14 protein-coding genes are annotated in these 15,531 nt (G+C 64.1%); 5 read left to right on the top strand and 9 right to left on the bottom strand.

Annotated features, from left to right (window positions below):
• Nucleotides 1-27: 27 nt before the first annotated feature.
• Nucleotides 28-1,101 (bottom strand): patatin-like phospholipase family protein, encoded by a 1,074-nt coding sequence (locus tag JAB4_RS23425; protein ID WP_070222397.1) that lies wholly within the window; start codon nt 1,099-1,101, stop codon nt 28-30.
• 205 nt (nt 1,102-1,306) lie between these two features.
• Here JAB4_RS23425 and JAB4_RS23420 point away from each other — a divergent pair, with 205 nt between their 5' ends.
• A complete protein-coding gene (locus JAB4_RS23420; protein WP_070222398.1) occupies nt 1,307-2,158 on the top strand; it encodes a hypothetical protein in 852 nt (283 codons plus the stop codon).
• A gap of 154 nt (nt 2,159-2,312) precedes the next feature.
• Here the strand turns inward: JAB4_RS23420 and tal are convergent, their stop codons facing one another.
• From tal to JAB4_RS23400, 4 genes are all read right to left on the bottom strand, one after another.
• On the bottom strand, nt 2,313-3,248 hold the full coding sequence (tal, locus tag JAB4_RS23415; RefSeq protein WP_070222399.1) for a transaldolase: 936 nt from the start codon (nt 3,246-3,248) through the stop codon (nt 2,313-2,315).
• A gap of 130 nt (nt 3,249-3,378) precedes the next feature.
• Nucleotides 3,379-4,233, bottom strand: a complete 855-nt coding sequence (locus JAB4_RS23410) for an SIS domain-containing protein (protein WP_034750862.1) — start codon at nt 4,231-4,233, stop codon at nt 3,379-3,381.
• Nucleotides 4,234-4,363: 130 nt separating this feature from the next.
• Nucleotides 4,364-5,836 carry a glucose-6-phosphate dehydrogenase gene (zwf, locus tag JAB4_RS23405; RefSeq protein ID WP_034750861.1) on the bottom strand — a complete coding sequence of 491 codons (1,473 nt, stop codon included), beginning with the start codon at nt 5,834-5,836 and terminating at the stop codon, nt 4,364-4,366.
• A 96-nt stretch (nt 5,837-5,932) separates the two neighbouring features.
• Nucleotides 5,933-6,226: a hypothetical protein gene (locus tag JAB4_RS23400; RefSeq protein WP_139143602.1), complete on the bottom strand. Its 294-nt coding sequence runs from the start codon at nt 6,224-6,226 to the stop codon at nt 5,933-5,935.
• 172 nt (nt 6,227-6,398) lie between these two features.
• On the opposite strand from JAB4_RS23400, the gene JAB4_RS23395 reads away from it, so the two are divergent.
• On the top strand, nt 6,399-7,352 hold the full coding sequence (locus tag JAB4_RS23395; protein WP_070222400.1) for a chemotaxis protein: 954 nt from the start codon (nt 6,399-6,401) through the stop codon (nt 7,350-7,352).
• A 129-nt stretch (nt 7,353-7,481) separates the two neighbouring features.
• On the opposite strand, the gene JAB4_RS23390 is transcribed toward JAB4_RS23395, so the two are convergent.
• Both JAB4_RS23390 and pgi read right to left on the bottom strand, forming a co-directional pair.
• Nucleotides 7,482-8,378, bottom strand: a complete 897-nt coding sequence (locus JAB4_RS23390) for an SMP-30/gluconolactonase/LRE family protein (RefSeq protein ID WP_070222402.1) — start codon at nt 8,376-8,378, stop codon at nt 7,482-7,484.
• Between the two features lie 14 nt (nt 8,379-8,392).
• Nucleotides 8,393-10,057 carry a glucose-6-phosphate isomerase gene (gene pgi, locus JAB4_RS23385; RefSeq protein ID WP_070222459.1) on the bottom strand — a complete coding sequence of 555 codons (1,665 nt, stop codon included), beginning with the start codon at nt 10,055-10,057 and terminating at the stop codon, nt 8,393-8,395.
• Nucleotides 10,058-10,394: 337 nt separating this feature from the next.
• Here pgi and edd point away from each other — a divergent pair, with 337 nt between their 5' ends.
• From edd to JAB4_RS23370, 3 genes are all read left to right on the top strand, one after another.
• On the top strand, nt 10,395-12,308 hold the full coding sequence (gene edd / locus JAB4_RS23380) for a phosphogluconate dehydratase (protein WP_070222405.1): 1,914 nt from the start codon (nt 10,395-10,397) through the stop codon (nt 12,306-12,308).
• A 3-nt stretch (nt 12,309-12,311) separates the two neighbouring features.
• A complete protein-coding gene (gene eda / locus JAB4_RS23375; protein WP_070222407.1) occupies nt 12,312-12,941 on the top strand; it encodes a bifunctional 4-hydroxy-2-oxoglutarate aldolase/2-dehydro-3-deoxy-phosphogluconate aldolase in 630 nt (209 codons plus the stop codon).
• A gap of 62 nt (nt 12,942-13,003) precedes the next feature.
• On the top strand, nt 13,004-13,516 hold the full coding sequence (locus tag JAB4_RS23370) for a hypothetical protein (RefSeq protein WP_083287059.1): 513 nt from the start codon (nt 13,004-13,006) through the stop codon (nt 13,514-13,516).
• 8 nt (nt 13,517-13,524) lie between these two features.
• Here the strand turns inward: JAB4_RS23370 and JAB4_RS23365 are convergent, their stop codons facing one another.
• Together JAB4_RS23365 and JAB4_RS23360 are read right to left on the bottom strand one after the other, a co-directional pair.
• A complete protein-coding gene (locus JAB4_RS23365) occupies nt 13,525-14,556 on the bottom strand; it encodes a LytR C-terminal domain-containing protein (protein WP_070222411.1) in 1,032 nt (343 codons plus the stop codon).
• Between the two features lie 13 nt (nt 14,557-14,569).
• Nucleotides 14,570-15,517 carry a type II secretion system F family protein gene (locus JAB4_RS23360; protein WP_070222413.1) on the bottom strand — a complete coding sequence of 316 codons (948 nt, stop codon included), beginning with the start codon at nt 15,515-15,517 and terminating at the stop codon, nt 14,570-14,572.
• Nucleotides 15,518-15,531 lie beyond the last annotated feature (14 nt).

The raw sequence follows: 15,531 nt of genomic DNA, 5'->3' as shown, positions 1-15,531 counted from the left end.
TTTGCGCCTGTTGCAGCCACGCCCGTGCTACAGATCGCCCGCCTGGCGCAAGTCCGGCTGCTCGGCCCAGCGGGCGAAGGCGGCCGCCATGCGCTCGCTTTCCGCGATGGCGCGGCGCCAGTCGCGCATGCGCGCCGCGTGGTCCTGGCCGTAATGGGGGAAGTCGCGCCGGTCCGGCAATTTGCCATTGGGCAGGCTGGCCACGAAGGCGGGCGAGGGCGAGACGAGGATCATGTTGTCGAGTGCGCCATCGCCGCGGCGCGCGCGGCGCCAGGGCATGGTCTTGTCCAGCCAGCCCGGCACGATATGGTCGGCAAAATGCGGGTACAGCACCAGGTCCGGTTCGCGCTGGTAGGGCAGGTGCAAATGATAGTCGACCAGGCCGCCGTCCCAGTAGCGCCCTGGCGGCGCGCCGGCGATGTCCGTGACCGCGTCGAGCACCAGCGGGATGGAGCCGGAAGCGAGCAGCGCGTCGCGCAGGTTGTCCTGCGCCAGCGGCACGAAATGCGAATGAAAGGCGTCGAAGCGCGAGCGCAGCCAGCTGGCGCCGTCCGGTCCGGCATGGAACACGGTGCGTTCCAGCGAGGCGGCCAGCCGCGCGCGCGCCACGGCGTTGCCGGCGGCCGCCAGCAGGAAGCCGAGCCGGTCGCGCCATTTGCCAGGCTGCGCCAGCGCGCCGATGCCGCGCACGGCCAGCACCGACAGGCTATGGCGCTCGTGCCGCAGCAGTTGCGCATCCTGGCCATCGAGGACGGCGTCGAGCAGGGCGCGGCACGTGCGGCTGACGTGCGCCGCATCGGGTTTGTCGGGATAGCGCTGGCCCACGTATTCGCGCACCAGGCGGCGCTGCGCGGCCACCGGGTCGGGGAACACGGCGGCGGCCATGCGCCAGGCGCCGATCGAGGCGCCGACGAACTGGCGCGGGCGCGGCGCCTGCGCCAGGAAGTCGCCGAACAGCCAGCAATCGAGCTGGTGCAGGATCAAGCCTTTCGGCCCGCCCGCGGCGGCGGGAACGATGGCGATGTCGCTGGCGCGCACCCCGTTTTCGGCGATGCGCGCCCGGGCGCGGCGGCCCAGGCGGATGGTGATCGGTGATTGCATGAGTAGTCGCTGGCGGCCTGTAGCCAGGTATTTTACCGCCAGCGCGGCGACACGGCACAGACGCGCTCGGTATAGTCACATTGTTAGTATTAATAAATTTCTTTAAGGCAACCATTCTATTGAGAAATGTTGCATAATATTGGACGTTGAATTTTTGGCATGTGCCAAGGATTCCTTATGTCTTGCTTTTTTTTATTGGAATCGTATGCAACTGAATCACGCTTTTGTTCTGACCCTGATCGCCGCTTCGCTCGCCGCTTGCGGTGGCGGCGGTTCGTCTTCCCCATCCGACACGACGGCTGTCGTGAATACGGCCAAGCCTGCCGATCCGGTGACGCCCGTCGTTCCCGTCGTGCCAACGGCTACCGGCGAAAACACGGGTGCCGTCAGCGCCCGTTTCGCCAATGGCGACAACAGCCGCTACATCTTTACGTCGATCGGCTTGCAGAGCAGTGGCAAGGCCAGCCCGCTGGTACAGGATGCCTCCGGCGCCCTGAGCACGATCAGCGGCATCGTCTTCACGGGCAACCCGGCCGTGACGCGCGAAATCAGCGGCGACGCGGCCTTTGCGCAGGGACGCTGGTTCAAGGGCGCGTTCAGCAATAGTACGGGCGCCACTACGTTGAGCGGCAACAATGCCAGTGGGCATTACGTCGCCTATAACGTGCTCGCCGCGCTGCCAGCGACCGGCACCTTCACCTGCGATGCGGGCACGTTCACGGCGCCTAGCTATACGGGCGGCAGCAGCGTCTCGTCGACCGCCAACTTCGGCACGGCCAGCGGCACTGCCAGCATGTCCTTCGATGCCTCGGGCGCCAAGGTCGTGCTGGCCATCGACGCCAGCGCCGGCGGCAGCACGGGCAAGGTATCGGCTTCGACGACCATGGCGTCGGCCGCGTCGAGCAGCATCACCGGTGGCTACCTGTCGAATGGCACGGGCGCGCAGCTGATGCTGGGCGACGGCGGCGCTGGCCGCTATCTGCTGATCGCCGCCTACAAGGCGCAGCTGGCGAATGGCGCCAACTACCAGGGCGTGGCCACCTTCCGTTGCTCTTGATGACGCCTGACGGCACCTGCTGCGCGTCGTGATTTGCGGCCGCTCGCAATGGTGCCGTCAGTCGCCCTGAGGCCAACGAGGACGACTAGAATAAAAAAAGCGGCGTCCGTGCAATGCACGGCGCCGCTTTTTTTCGCCGGTCGGAATGATGCGATTACCGCAGCGCCGCGATCATCTGTTTCAGCTTGCCGGAATCGACGCAGAAGGCGCGGATGCCTTCGGCCAGTTTTTCCGTCGCCATCGCGTCTTCATTCATCATGAAGCGGAAGGCTTCTTCGTTCAGCGACATTTGCACGATATTGGTCGATGGCGCCGCTTCGGCGCTCAGCTTGCGTTCCACCGGCGCATCGCTGTCGGCCAGCTTTTGCAGCAGGTCGGGGCTGATGGTGAGCAGGTCGCAGCCGGCCAGTTCGAGAATTTGCGACGTGTTGCGGAAGCTTGCGCCCATCACCTCGGTCTTGTAGCCGAACTTGCGGTAGTAATTGTAGATGCGGCGCACCGATTGCACGCCCGGGTCTTCCGCGCCCATGTAGTCGATGCCCGTCGATTTCTTGTACCAGTCGTAGATGCGGCCGACGAACGGGGAAATGAGCTGGGCGCCCGCTTCGGCGCAGGCAATCGCCTGGGCCAGCGAGAACAGCAGGGTCATGTTGCAGCGGATGCCTTCCTTTTCCAGGATGGCGGCGGCGCGGATGCCTTCCCAGGTGGAGGCGATCTTGATCAGCACGCGCTCGCGTGGTATGCCCGCGTTCGAATACAGGGCGATCAGGTCGCGGCCCTTGGCCACCGTGCCCTGCGTGTCGAACGACAGGCGCGCATCGACCTCGGTGGAGACGCGGCCGGGGATGGTTTGCAGGATTTCCACGCCAAAGGCGATCAGCAGGCGGTCGATGATCTCGGTGGTCGAGGCGTTCGGATGGTCGCTCACGGCCTTTTCCAGCAGCGGCTTGTATTCATCCTTCTGCACGGCCTTCAGGATCAGCGACGGATTCGTCGTCGCATCGCGCGGCGTGTAGGCCTGGATCGATTGGAAGTCGCCGGTGTCGGCCACCACGGTAGTAAATTGCTTCAGTTGTTCGAGTTGGTTCATGGCTGCACAGGAAAGAGTGAATGGGCTTGCCAGGGTATTGTACCGAATGCGGGACGGTGGCGGCGCTTTTAACCCAAGGGCTAAAGTGCCGGGGTCGGACCCGGCGGGTCTGGCCCCGGATTGCCGCTTTTTAGCCGATAAACGAATCAAACTGCATGTCGAATTCCTGCAGCGCCTTTTGCGCATTCTGCATCTTCTTGCGGAATTCCGGTCCCCGTTGCAGGGCCAGGCCCACGGCCAGCACGTCGATCACGACCAGGTAGGCCAGGCGCGCCGAAATGGGCGTGTAGGGGTCGGTGTTGAAGACCAGGTCGATCGGGATCAGCACGGTCGCCAGGTCGGCCAGCGGCGTGCCCGATGGGGCCAGCACGACAACGTCGGCGCCGCCGCGGCGCGCCAGTTTCACTGAGCGCACCAGGGCGGGGCTGTTGCCGCGCTGCGAGATGGCCACCAGGCAGTCGCCGCCGCGCAGCAGGGCCGCCGCGATGCTGTGGATGTTCGGGTCGCTGTAGGCCACCGTCGGTACGCCCGAACGGAAGAACTTGTGCTGCGCGTCGGCCGCCACGATGCCCGACGTGCCCTGCCCATAGAATTCGATCTTGCTGGCGCGCGAGAGGATGTCGAGTGCGCGCTGTATCGCTTCCGGATTCAGGTTGTTGCGCAGGTCGAGCAGGGTATTGATCGAGCGGCTGCAGATTTTATTCACCAGGTCGGCCGCCAGGTCGTCCTGCGCCGGCTGCTCATTCGCGCCCGGCATGGCCAGCGCCAGGCCCTGCGCCAGTTTCAGCTTGAATTCATGCCAGCCGTCATAGCCCAGCGTGCGGCAAAAGCGCACCACGGTCGGTTCCGACACCTGCGCGCTTTTCGCCAGCGCCGTGATGTTCTGGCTGACCGTCTGGTTGGGCTGGTCAAGCACGGCCAGCGCGACCTTTTTCTCCGACTTGGAGAGCGAATCGAGCTGGGTGCGGATGGAATCGAGTAGCATTGATTGATCTTCTGGCAGTAATGCCGTAAGTTTGCGTCCTTTTCACCCCAAAAGCAAAGTTCCGGGGTCGGACCCTCAGGGTCCGACCCCAGTATTTCGCCGTTCAGGGTTAAGCCAAATCTTAACGGCTTCAGTCCTCTGGCAAGGCCTCTTCACGCCACTGCAAGCCATCGCGGCCGATCAGGGCGCTGGCGGCCGCCGGGCCCCAGGTGCCGGCCGTGTACGGAATCGGCGCGCTGTCGTTCTGTTCCCAGTTGTCGAGAATCGGCTCGACCCATTCCCAGGCCGCTTCCAGCTCGTCGCCGCGCATGAACAGGGTCAGCTGGCCGCGCAGGACGTCGAGCAGCAAACGCTCGTAGGCGTCCATGCGCGGGGTCTTGAACGATTCGCGGAAATCGAGTTCCAGTTCCGCCGGTTTCAAGCGCATGCCGTCGCCCGGGGTTTTCGCCATCAGGTTCATGCGCAAGCCTTCGTCCGGCTGCAAACGGATCACCAGGCAGTTCGGCTGGAAGCTGGACGTCGGCTGGTTGAAGATCGAATGCGGAATCTGCTTGAAGCGCACGACGATCTCGGCCAGGCTGTCGGCCATGCGTTTGCCCGTGCGCAGGTAGAACGGCACGCCGGCCCAGCGCCAGGTGTCGATTTCCGCCTTCAGCGCAACGAAGGTTTCGGTGCGCGAATGTTCCGGCGCATCGGGCTCGTCGCGGTAGCTCGGCACTGTGGCGCCATCGACGTGGCCGGCGCGGTACTGGCCGCGCACGATGTTTTGCGCCAGGGTGGTCGGTGTGAATTTTTTCAGCGAGCGCAGCACTTGCAGCTTTTCATCGCGCACGGCGTCCGGCGCGATCGAGGTCGGCGGCTCCATGGCGACGATGCACAGCAGTTGCAGCAAGTGGTTTTGCAGCATGTCGCGCAGCGCGCCCGAGGTGTCGTAGTAACCCATGCGGTTGCCCACGCCCAGCTTTTCGGCGATGGTGATCTGCACGTCGGAAATCCATTCGCGGCGCCACAGCGGTTCGAACAGGATGTTGCCGAAGCGCAGGGCCAGCAAGTTCTGCACGGTTTCCTTGCCCAGGTAATGGTCGATACGGTAGATCTGCGATTCCTGGAAGACCTTGCCCACTTCGGCATTGATCTGCTTGGCGCTGGCCAGGTCGCGGCCCAGCGGCTTTTCCAGCACCACGCGCGAATTCGGCGTGACCAGGCCGTTGTCTTCGAGGTTGTCGCAGATGAGGGCGAACAGGTGCGGCGGCGTGGCCAGGTAGTACACGCGCGTCAGGTCGGCATCGCCGCGCAGCGCTTCGACCAGCGGCGCGTACGTGGCCGCATCGCTGGCGTTGAGCGACACATACACGATGCGCGCGCAGAATTTGCTCCAGGTGGCGGCGTTCAGGGTGCTGGCCTTGATGTGGGGACGCGAATTGGTCTCCACCATTTTCAGGAAGGCATCCTGGCCGCTGTCCTGGCGGCCCACACAGATGATGCGCGCCGTCGGCGGCAAATCGTTCGCGACGTCGCGCGCATACATTGCAGGCAACAACTTGCGCATTGCTAAATCGCCGCTGCCGCCAAACAGGACCAGGTCAAAATCGGTAAGTGCCATAAGTGAGTGTCGTCGCAAAAGTAAAAGGGCCGGAGCGGGGAGAAAGCCGACCGGAAGTGCCAGTCTGTCGCTACTATAATCGATGGTGTAAATTTACTACGTAGAACAGGCAATTGCAAGAAATTTTACTACATTCCATCCGCTGCCGTCGCCATTTTTCCCGGTATGCCTGCCTGCGATGCCGGCATGGCCATTATATGCCGTTCGCCGGCGCCGGCGCAGCGTCATGCTGGTTATCGGCTTTGCAAAGCAACCATGGTTGCCAGGGAAATTTTCGATTCTCTCCGTCATCATTTGCGCTGTAGCAACAAGGAAATCAAGAAATGCTGTCAGGATCGCCGTTGGCAGCGTAAAGTAGCTTTGAAGAAAGTAAAAAAACGTATAATTCAAGCTCGAATCGATAGCAACTATTGGTTGTATGAAGTTGTACGATATACACTGCACCGTTAGCGCCGGCCATGCCCCAAACCCGCCGTCCGGCGTCCATGCGACGTGCAGTCCGCACTGTCCGCAGCATCAGGGGCGGGCGACTTAACTTTACAAGACGGCTCAAGGGGACACAATGAATTCAATGCAGCAAGATGTCGATGAACGCACCAGCCTGACAGGCAATAACAAATTCGAACTGTTCCTGTTCAAGCTGGGGACCAGTGATCACTCGGCCAGCCGCGAACTGTTCGGCATCAATGTGTTCAAAGTCCGTGAAATCATGGAAATGCCGGCCATCACGGCGGTGGCTGGTTCGCACCCGCACATGCTGGGCGTGGTCAATATCCGTGGTCAGATCGTTCCCGTGATCGACTTGCCGATGGCGGTCGGTTGCAAGAGCAGCGGCTTGAAGATCCTGATGGTGACGGAATTTGCCCGTTCGACACAGGCGTTTGCCGTGGAAGAGGTCGATGAAATCGTGCGCCTCGAATGGAATCAGGTCTTGTCGGCCGAATCGAGCGTCGGCGGCGGCCTCGTCACCAGCATCGCCCGCCTCGACGGCGACACGGACAAGACACGCCTGGCGCAAGTGCTGGACGTGGAGCAAATCCTGCGCAACGTGCTGCCGTCGGGCGACCCGGACGTGGACGAAAACAGCATCGGCCCGCAAGTGCGCTTGCCGGCCGGCGCCGTGATTCTCGCGGCCGACGATTCCTCGCTGGCCCGCTCGTTGATCGAAAAGGGCCTCGAAGCGATGGGCGTGCCTTTCATCATGACGAAGACGGGCAAGGAAGCGTGGGAGCGCCTGCAAGCGATCTCGGCCCAGGCGGCCACGGAAGGCAAGACGGCGAAAGACAAGGTCGCGCTGGTGCTGACCGACCTGGAAATGCCGGAAATGGACGGCTTTACCCTGACGCGCAACATCAAGAACGATGGCCGCTTCTCCAACATTCCCGTGGTGATCCACTCGTCGCTGACGGGCTCGACCAACGAAGACCACGTCAAGGGCGTGGGCGCCGACGGTTATGTGGCCAAGTTCGTCGCGGCTGAATTGGCCGAGACGATCCGCAAGGTGCTGTCGCGGTAATCCGACGGCACCATGGCCAACACTGTTGTCGGATTACGCGGGGCCTTGCCCCGCTAATCCGACCTACGTGAGCGTTAAAAAAGCGCCGGACCCTCGCGGGTGCGGGCGCTTTTTTCGTACCTGACCGTGTTACGCCTGGTAAGGCGTTTCCGGCTGGCCCGCCACGTCCACGCGCACGGACAGCACGTGACCCGTCAACGGATAGTCGGCGATTTCTGCTGCCGAGCGGTTGTGGCTGGCGCTGGTGATGTACAGGGTGCGCAGGTCGGGGCCGCCGAACGTCACCATGGTGGGGCAGCGCACGGGCACCGTAATTTCGCCCAGCAAATGGCCATCGGGGGCGAAGCGCAAGATCTTGCCGCCTTCAAACATGGCCGACCAGTAATTGCCTTCGCTGTCGACGGCCGCGCCATCGGGGCGCCCGCCGTAATCAAACGCCTTCTTGTCCATGGAAAAGCGCTGGAACGGTTGTGGCGCGGAAATGGCTCCCGTGGCCGCATCGAAGTCGAAACGGTCGATGCGGTGCGTGGTGGTATCCGAGTGATACATGGTGCGCCCGTCGGGACTGAAGCCCAGGCCGTTCGACACGGTCATGCCGCCCGACCAGACCTTGCGCACTTGTCCCTTTTCCAGCACGAACATTTCCGCTGCGTCAGTGTTGCGCGGCTCGAAAATCGTGCCGACCCAGAAGCGGCCGGCCGGGTCAACCTTGCCGTCGTTGAAGCGCGTGGTGGCCATGTCGAACGGCGCCGGCGCGATGTGCGCCAGGCTGCCCGTCTTCGTGTCGAGGTGGGCAAAGCCGCTGCGCAGGGCGACGATCAGGCCGCCGCCGGCGTTGATGGCCAGCGCCGACGGTTCCGTCGGCATGGTCCACTGCGCATGCTTGCCGCTGGCCGGGTGCAGCCGGTGCACGGCGCGGCCATCAATGTCGACCCAGTACAGGGCCGCTTCCTTGCCATGCCAGAGCGGGCATTCGCCCACTTGCATGGGCTTGTCGCTGACTACTTTGATTTCGTAAATATTCATAAACCTCAATTAAGTTAATACGCCGCCTTGGCGGCTTTCGCCAGGGCAATCAAGCCATTGGTCGAGCTGTCGTGGTGGTCGGGACGGGCTTCGCCCGTCAGTTCGGCCTGGATTTTCTTGGCCAGCACCTTGCCCAGTTCCACGCCCCACTGGTCGAAACTGTTGACGTTCCACAAGACGCCCTGCACGAAGGTCTTGTGTTCGTACAAGGCGATCAGGGCGCCCAGGGTGGTCGGGGTCAGCTGGTCCATCAAAATGGTGTTGCTGGGGCGGTTGCCGGGGAAAGTCTTGTGCGGCACCAGCGCTTCGATTTCGCTTTCCGGCAAGCCCTGCGCCTGCAGGTCAAGGCGCACTTCCTCGGCCGTCTTGCCCGTCATGAAGGCTTCCGACTGGGCGAAGCAGTTCGCCAGCAGGGCATCGTGGTGGCCCGGCAAATCGTGCGTGGCGCGCAGGGCGGCGATGAAGTCGATGGGGGTGATGTCCGTGCCCTGGTGCAGCAGCTGGAAATACGCGTGCTGGGCATTCGTGCCGCAATCGCCCCAGATGACGGGGCCGGTCGGCACGTCGACGGGCACGCCATCCTTGGTGACGCGCTTGCCGTTGCTTTCCATGTCCAGCTGTTGCAGGTAGGCGGCGAAGCGGCTCAGGTCCTGGTGATACGGTGCGATGGAAACGGAGCCGCAATCGAGGAACTGACGGTTCCAGAAGCCGACCATGGCCAGCACGACGGGCATGTTGTCTTCCAGGGGCGCCTGGCGGAAATGCTGATCCATCGCATGCGCACCGGCGAGGAAATCGCTGAAATATTCAAAACCGACGGACAGGGCCACGGCCAGGCCGATCGAGGACCAGACGGAATAACGGCCGCCGACCCAGTCCCAGAACGGGAACATATTGTCCGGCGAAATGCCGAAATCGACGATGGCTTGCGTGTTGGTCGAGACGGCCACAAAGTGTTGCGCCAGATCCTTTTCTTCGCCTTCGAGCAGGAACCAGGCACGCGCCGTATTGGCGTTGAGCATGGTTTCAGCGGTAACAAAGGTTTTCGAGGCAACAATGAACAGGGTGGTTTCCGGATCGACTTTCGACAGGGTCGCTTCCATGTCGTGACCGTCGACGTTGGAAACAAAGTGCATTTCCAGCCCCGGGTTGGCATACGAGCGCAGCGCCAGGCACGCCATTTTCGGGCCCAGGTCCGAGCCGCCGATGCCGATATTAACGATGTCGCAAATCGGTTTGCCTGTGTAGCCGAGCCAGCTGCCATTGCGGACCTTGTCCGTAAATGCCTTGACGCGCTGCAGTACATCTTGCACGTCAGCATCGATATCCTGGCCATCGACCATCAGCCTGGTGCCGCGCGGCGCGCGCAAGGCGGTATGCAGAACGGCCCGATGTTCGGTAAGATTGATTTTCTCGCCGGTGAACATGGCTTCGCGCTGCGCTTCCACGCCGCGCTCGCGGGCCAGGTCCATCAGCAGCGCCATGGCGGTGGCGTCGACCCGGTTCTTCGAGTAATCGAGCAGCAGGCCGGCCGCATCGACCGTCATCGTCGAGAAACGTGCGGGGTCGGCGGCGAACAGCTGGCGCAGATGCACTTCGCGCAGGCTGGCGCTATGCGCTTGCAGGGACTGGAAACTGGCGGTGGCGGTGATGGCAGGAGTAGGTGCTGGCTGGCGCATGGCGGTCGGCTTGGGTGCTTGTCTCGGTTGAAAGGAGCGCGGCGCGTTCGTGGTGGCGAACAGCGGGTCCGGCATTGGTATGAGAATAATACATCAGAAAAACGTAATTTCACTACAGTTTGTGACGTGAAGCCGATTTTTGTTGTGCTTTTTTTAGCGATTGCACCCGTGCCATATAAGAGCTATGTTGACAGCTGCCGATACGCGATATTTGCCGGGCTTGCCTTGATACGCCGCAATCCGTGGCTTATTTGTGTTATCGGCCCATGCAAGAGTGCTTCTTCTTCACCGTTTTGTAGTAAAATTTCACGAAATACTCATTTTTAAGGAAATCCATATGGCGCTGCATCCAGTAGTCGAATCCGTAACAGCGCGCATCATCGCGCGCAGCCGGCCATCGCGCGGCGCCTACCTGGCGCATCTGGATGCGGCCCGCATCCAGGGCGTGCAGCGCGGCGCCCTGTCGTGCACCAACCTGGCGCACGGCTTTGCCGCCTTTCCCGCCAACGACAAGCTGTCGCTGAAGGAATACAAGAAGCCGTCCGTGGCCATCGTTTCCTCGTACAACGACATGCTGTCGGCGCACCAGCCGTTCGAAGGCTTCCCGCAGATCATCAAGCAAGCCGTGCGCGAAGTGGGCGCCGTCGCCCAGTTCGCCGGCGGCGTGCCCGCCATGTGCGATGGCGTGACGCAAGGCCAGCCGGGCATGGAACTGTCGCTGTTTTCGCGCGACACCATCGCCATGTCGACTGCCGTGGCGCTGTCGCACAATATGTTCGACGCGGCCCTGTACCTGGGCGTGTGCGACAAGATCGTGCCGGGCCTCTTGATCGGCGCGCTGCACTTCGGCCACTTGCCGGCCGTCTTCGTGCCGGCCGGTCCGATGACGTCGGGCCTGTCGAACCAGGAAAAAGCCAAGGTGCGCCAGCTGTATGCGCAAGGCAAGGCCACGCGCGAAGACTTGCTTGAAGGCGAGTCGAAAGCCTACCATGGCGCCGGCACCTGTACCTTCTACGGTACGGCGAACAGCAACCAGATGCTGATGGAAGTGATGGGCCTGCATTTGCCGGGCGCCGCTTTCATCACGCCGAACACGCCGCTGCGCGATGCGCTGACCAGGGCCGCCGCCCAGCGCGCGGCCGTCATCACGGCGCAAAGCGGCAGCTACTTGCCAGTTGGCCATATCGTCGACGAGAAATGTATCGTCAACGCCGTCGTGGGCTTGCTGGCCACGGGCGGCTCGACCAATCACACCCTGCACCTGGTGGCGATCGCCAAGGCGGCCGGCATCGTCATCGACTGGAACGATTTCAATGAACTGTCGGCCATCGTGCCGATGCTCACGCGCATCTACCCGAACGGCGACGCCGACGTGAACCATTTTCACGCTGCCGGCGGTACCGGTTATCTGATCCGCGAATTGCTGGACGCGGGCTTGCTGCACGAAGACGTCAACACCATCCTGGGCCACGGCTTGCGCGCGCATTGCATGGAGCCGTTCCTCGGCGAAGACGGCAAGGTCTTCTGGAAAGATGCGCCGGCCGCCAGCGCCGACGAAAACGTGCTGCGCCCGGCCAGCAATCCTTTCGCGCCGGACGGCGGCATGGTCCTGGTGGCGGGCAACCTGGGCCGCGCCGTGATGAAGGTGTCGGCCGTCAAGCCGCAGCACCGCACGGTCGAAGCGCCTGCCCTGGTATTCAATTCGCAGGAAGACTTCATGGCCGCCTACAAGGCCGGCACGCTGGACCGCGATTTCGTCGCCGTGCTGCGCTTCCAGGGTCCGCGCGCCAACGGCATGCCGGAACTGCATGCGCTGACCCCGGCGCTGGCCAACCTGCAGGATGCGGGCCGTCACGTGGCGCTGGTCACCGATGGCCGCATGTCGGGCGCGTCGGGCAAGGTGCCGGCCGCCATCCACGTCTCGCCTGAAATCCTCGCCGGCGGCCCGCTGGGCCTCGTGCGCGACGGCGACATCATCCGTCTCGACGCCTTTACGGGCGTACTGGAGGCGCTGGTGCCGGCCGACGTCTGGCACGCGCGTGCGCTGGTCACGGCTGACCTGTCGCCGAACCACGTCGGCATGGGCCGCGAGCTGTTTTCCATGTTCCGTTCCACCGTCAGCGCGGCGGAAGAGGGTGCCACCACCTTCGGCCTGCCGTCGCCGATTCCCACCACCGTCGCCTTGCACGACGCCGACAATGTCGGCGATACCGTACCGGGTTCCGATGAAGACTTTTTGGCTAGGAAATAAGAGATGACCATGACACTACTGGAAATTATGCGCACCTCGAGCGTGATCCCCGTGATTGCGATCGACGATCCTGAACACGCCGTACCGCTGGCGCGCGCGCTGGTGGCGGGCGGCATCCGCGTGCTGGAAGTGACCCTGCGCACCAAGCACGGCCTCGAAGCGATCCGCGCCATGTCGGCCGTGCCGGGCGCCATCGTCGGCGTGGGTACCCTGACCCGTCCCGAGGAATTCGTGCAGGCACGCGATGCGGGCGCCGTCTTCGGCGTTTCGCCGGGCCTGACCAGCGCCCTGGTGGCGGCGGCGAAAAGCAGCGGCCTGCCCTTGCTGCCAGGCGTGATGACGCCAGGCGAAGTGATGGCGGCGCGTGAAAACGGCTTCCAGCAGCTGAAACTGTTCCCGGCCGTACCGGCGGGCGGCATCGGCATGCTCAACGCGATCTACGGCCCGCTGCCGGACATCACCTTCTGCCCGACGGGCGGCATCTCGCAAGAGACGGCATCGCAGTTCCTGGCGTGCAAGAACGTCGCCTGCGTGGGCGGCTCGTGGCTGACGCCGAAAGACGCGATCGCGGCCGGCAACTGGGACCGCATCACGGAAATCGCCAAGGCCGCCAGCGGTCTTCGATTGGCTTAAGCGGCACCGGCGCGGCAGGCTTTACGCTTGCCGCGCTTTCTTCTCTTCTTCTTATGCGAGTCTTGCGCCGCCCCCTCACCATCGGCGAAACCGCCATGGCCCGCAGCGTCTTCCAGGGCGCCATCGACTACGCGCGCGTGCGCGTCGTGCGCGGCTCCTTTCTTCCGTTTGGCTTGCAGGACCAGAACACGGCGATGACGCCGCGCGGCAGCCTGCATTTCATGCCGGCCCAGTACCGCGACGACTTTTCCCGCGAAGGCAACAGCGGCAAGCTGTTTTTCATCCACGAAATGGTGCACGTGTGGCAGTACCAGCTCGGCTACAGCGTGCTGCTGCATGGCGTGCTGCTGGCGCTGCGCGGCGGCTACATTGCCCAGCGCGCCTACCGCTACGATGCGCAGGCAGGCGGCGTCCTGTCCGACTTCAACATGGAGCAGCAGGGCGACATCATCGCCCACTACTTCGGCGCGCGCCAGCTGGGCATTCCCGCCTACGTGGCGAAGCTGCCGCAGCTGCAGGACATCCTGCAAGGCTTCCTGATCAACCCCGCCGACCGCCGCCTGCTGCCGCGCTGATGCCGCCGTTACTGCGCGTTCGATGCCAGGCGCACGTCCGGCGCGCGCAGGCTGGCCGCCGCATCCTTGCCCAGCAATAAACGCAGGTCGGCGCCCGCGCCGATGCCGCTGTCGCCGGCCGCCTGCAGTTGCGGCATGCCGCCCAAGACCAGCGCCAGGGCGGCGGCCGCCTGCGCATGGCCGGGGCGGTAGACGATGCTGCTGGCCTGGATGCCGTACGGCCGCTGGTTGCCCAGCCGCAGCACGCTGATGCCCATGCCGCCCAGCATGCCGCGCATGCGCGCCGCCATCCCCGTTTCTCCATTGCCGTTGATGACTTCCAGCCGTGGCAGCGGCGCCGCCTGCTTCGCCAGGGCGGGCACGGCGGCCGGCGCGGCGCGTGGCGCCACGGGCGTGTCGCGCCAGCTCAGCGTGAAGATATTCGGCTGCGACTGCGTCAGCTGCAGGCGGCTGGCCGGTGCCGCCGGCTTGGGCGCCGGCGCCAGATCGGGCGCGACGGCGTCCGCGGTGGCATCGGCCGCATCGACCGTCGCTATGCTGCGCGCCAGCGCCGCGATGGCGAGCTCCAGGTTGGCGCGCGCCGGCTGCTGGCCATTGTCGAGCTGCAGCGACTGGCGCAGCACGGCCGCCGCCTGGGCGTAGTCGCCCTGCAGGTACAGCACGTAGCCGAGGTTGTTGTAGGTCCGGGCCGTCGGCGCTTCTTGCGCCAGGGCCTGCAGCATGGTGCGCGCCGCGTCCAGCTGGCCCAGCTGCGCGTGCAGCACGGCGGCGCCATTGCGCGCGTCGGCCGAGCCGGGCTCAAGCAGCAGCGCTTCGCGGTAGGCGGCCAGTGCCGCGCGCGGGTCGCCCAGTTCCTGCATGCGCTTGCCCAGCTTGCAGAACGCGGCGCTGCGGGCGGCGGGGCTGTCATCGCTGCGCGCCTGGGGCGGCGCGGCGTGATTGGCCTGGCTGTGCTGGCTGGCGGGACCGGGCAGGTGGCCGCAGGCGGGCAGCAGGCCGGCGCAGGCGAGCATGAGCATCAGGGTGGTGTGCTGTGACATGGCGGTTCTCCGGTCAGCTGCCGCTGCCCATGCTGGGCAGGAGCACGCGGTAAATTTGCAGGAAGGCTGGCCCCATCAGGACGACCAGCAGCGAAGGGAAGATGAAAAAGATCAGCGGGAACAGCAGCTTGAGGGCGATCTTCGCCGCTTCTTCCTCGGCCATCTGGCGGCGCTTGGTGCGCAGCTGGTCCGACTGCACGCGCAGCGAGGCGGCGATGCTGGTGCCGAAGCGCTCGGCCTGGATCAGCATGGCTACCAGCGCGTCGACATCCTCGACGCCCGTGCGCAGGGCCAGGTTGCGCAGCGCCCGCTCCTTGGTGTTACCGGCGCGCAGTTCCAGCATCACCAGATGCAATTCCTCGGCCAGCACGGCGCTTTTCAGGGCGATCTCGGCCGCCACCCGGGCCAGCGCCGCATCCATGGCCAGGCCCGCTTCCACGCACACCGTCATCAAATCCAGCGCATCGGGAAAGCTTTCGAAGATATCGCGCTGGCGCCGCTTGATCATTTGTGCCAGCACGATATTGGGCAGGTAGTAGCCGATGGCGGCCACGATCAGCAGCCAGAACAGCAATGCCTTGCCCGCCATCTGGCTGCCCGAGGCGCTCAGTCCCAGGAACAGCAGCAGGGGCAGGCCGATGGCCAGCATGGTCTTGGCGGAAAAGAACAGGATGGGCGCCGATGCCTGGCGCAGGCCGGCATTCATGAAGCGCCGGCGCATCACCGAGCCTTCCCAGCCCTGCTCGGGCAGCGACAGTCTGGCCAGGGGGCCGCTCAGGCGCACCATGCGCGCCAGCCAGGGGCTGGGCGCCGATGCGCCGGGCGCCGCCGCGCTCTTGCCGGTGGCGTTGTCCATGCGCTGGCGCAAGGGATCGGGCGCAAAGCTGCGCATGGCCACCAGCACGGTGCCGAAGACGGCAATGAAGAGCAGGGCGAGAAAGGCGATATGCACGGGATTCATGAGGGTTCTCCTTG

The sequence above is a fragment of the Janthinobacterium sp. HH102 genome, assembly GCF_001758625.2.
Lineage (GTDB): Bacteria > Pseudomonadota > Gammaproteobacteria > Burkholderiales > Burkholderiaceae_D > Janthinobacterium.
The sequence above is the reverse complement of the archived record's forward strand: the minus strand, read 5'-3'. Positions and strand labels throughout refer to the sequence as shown.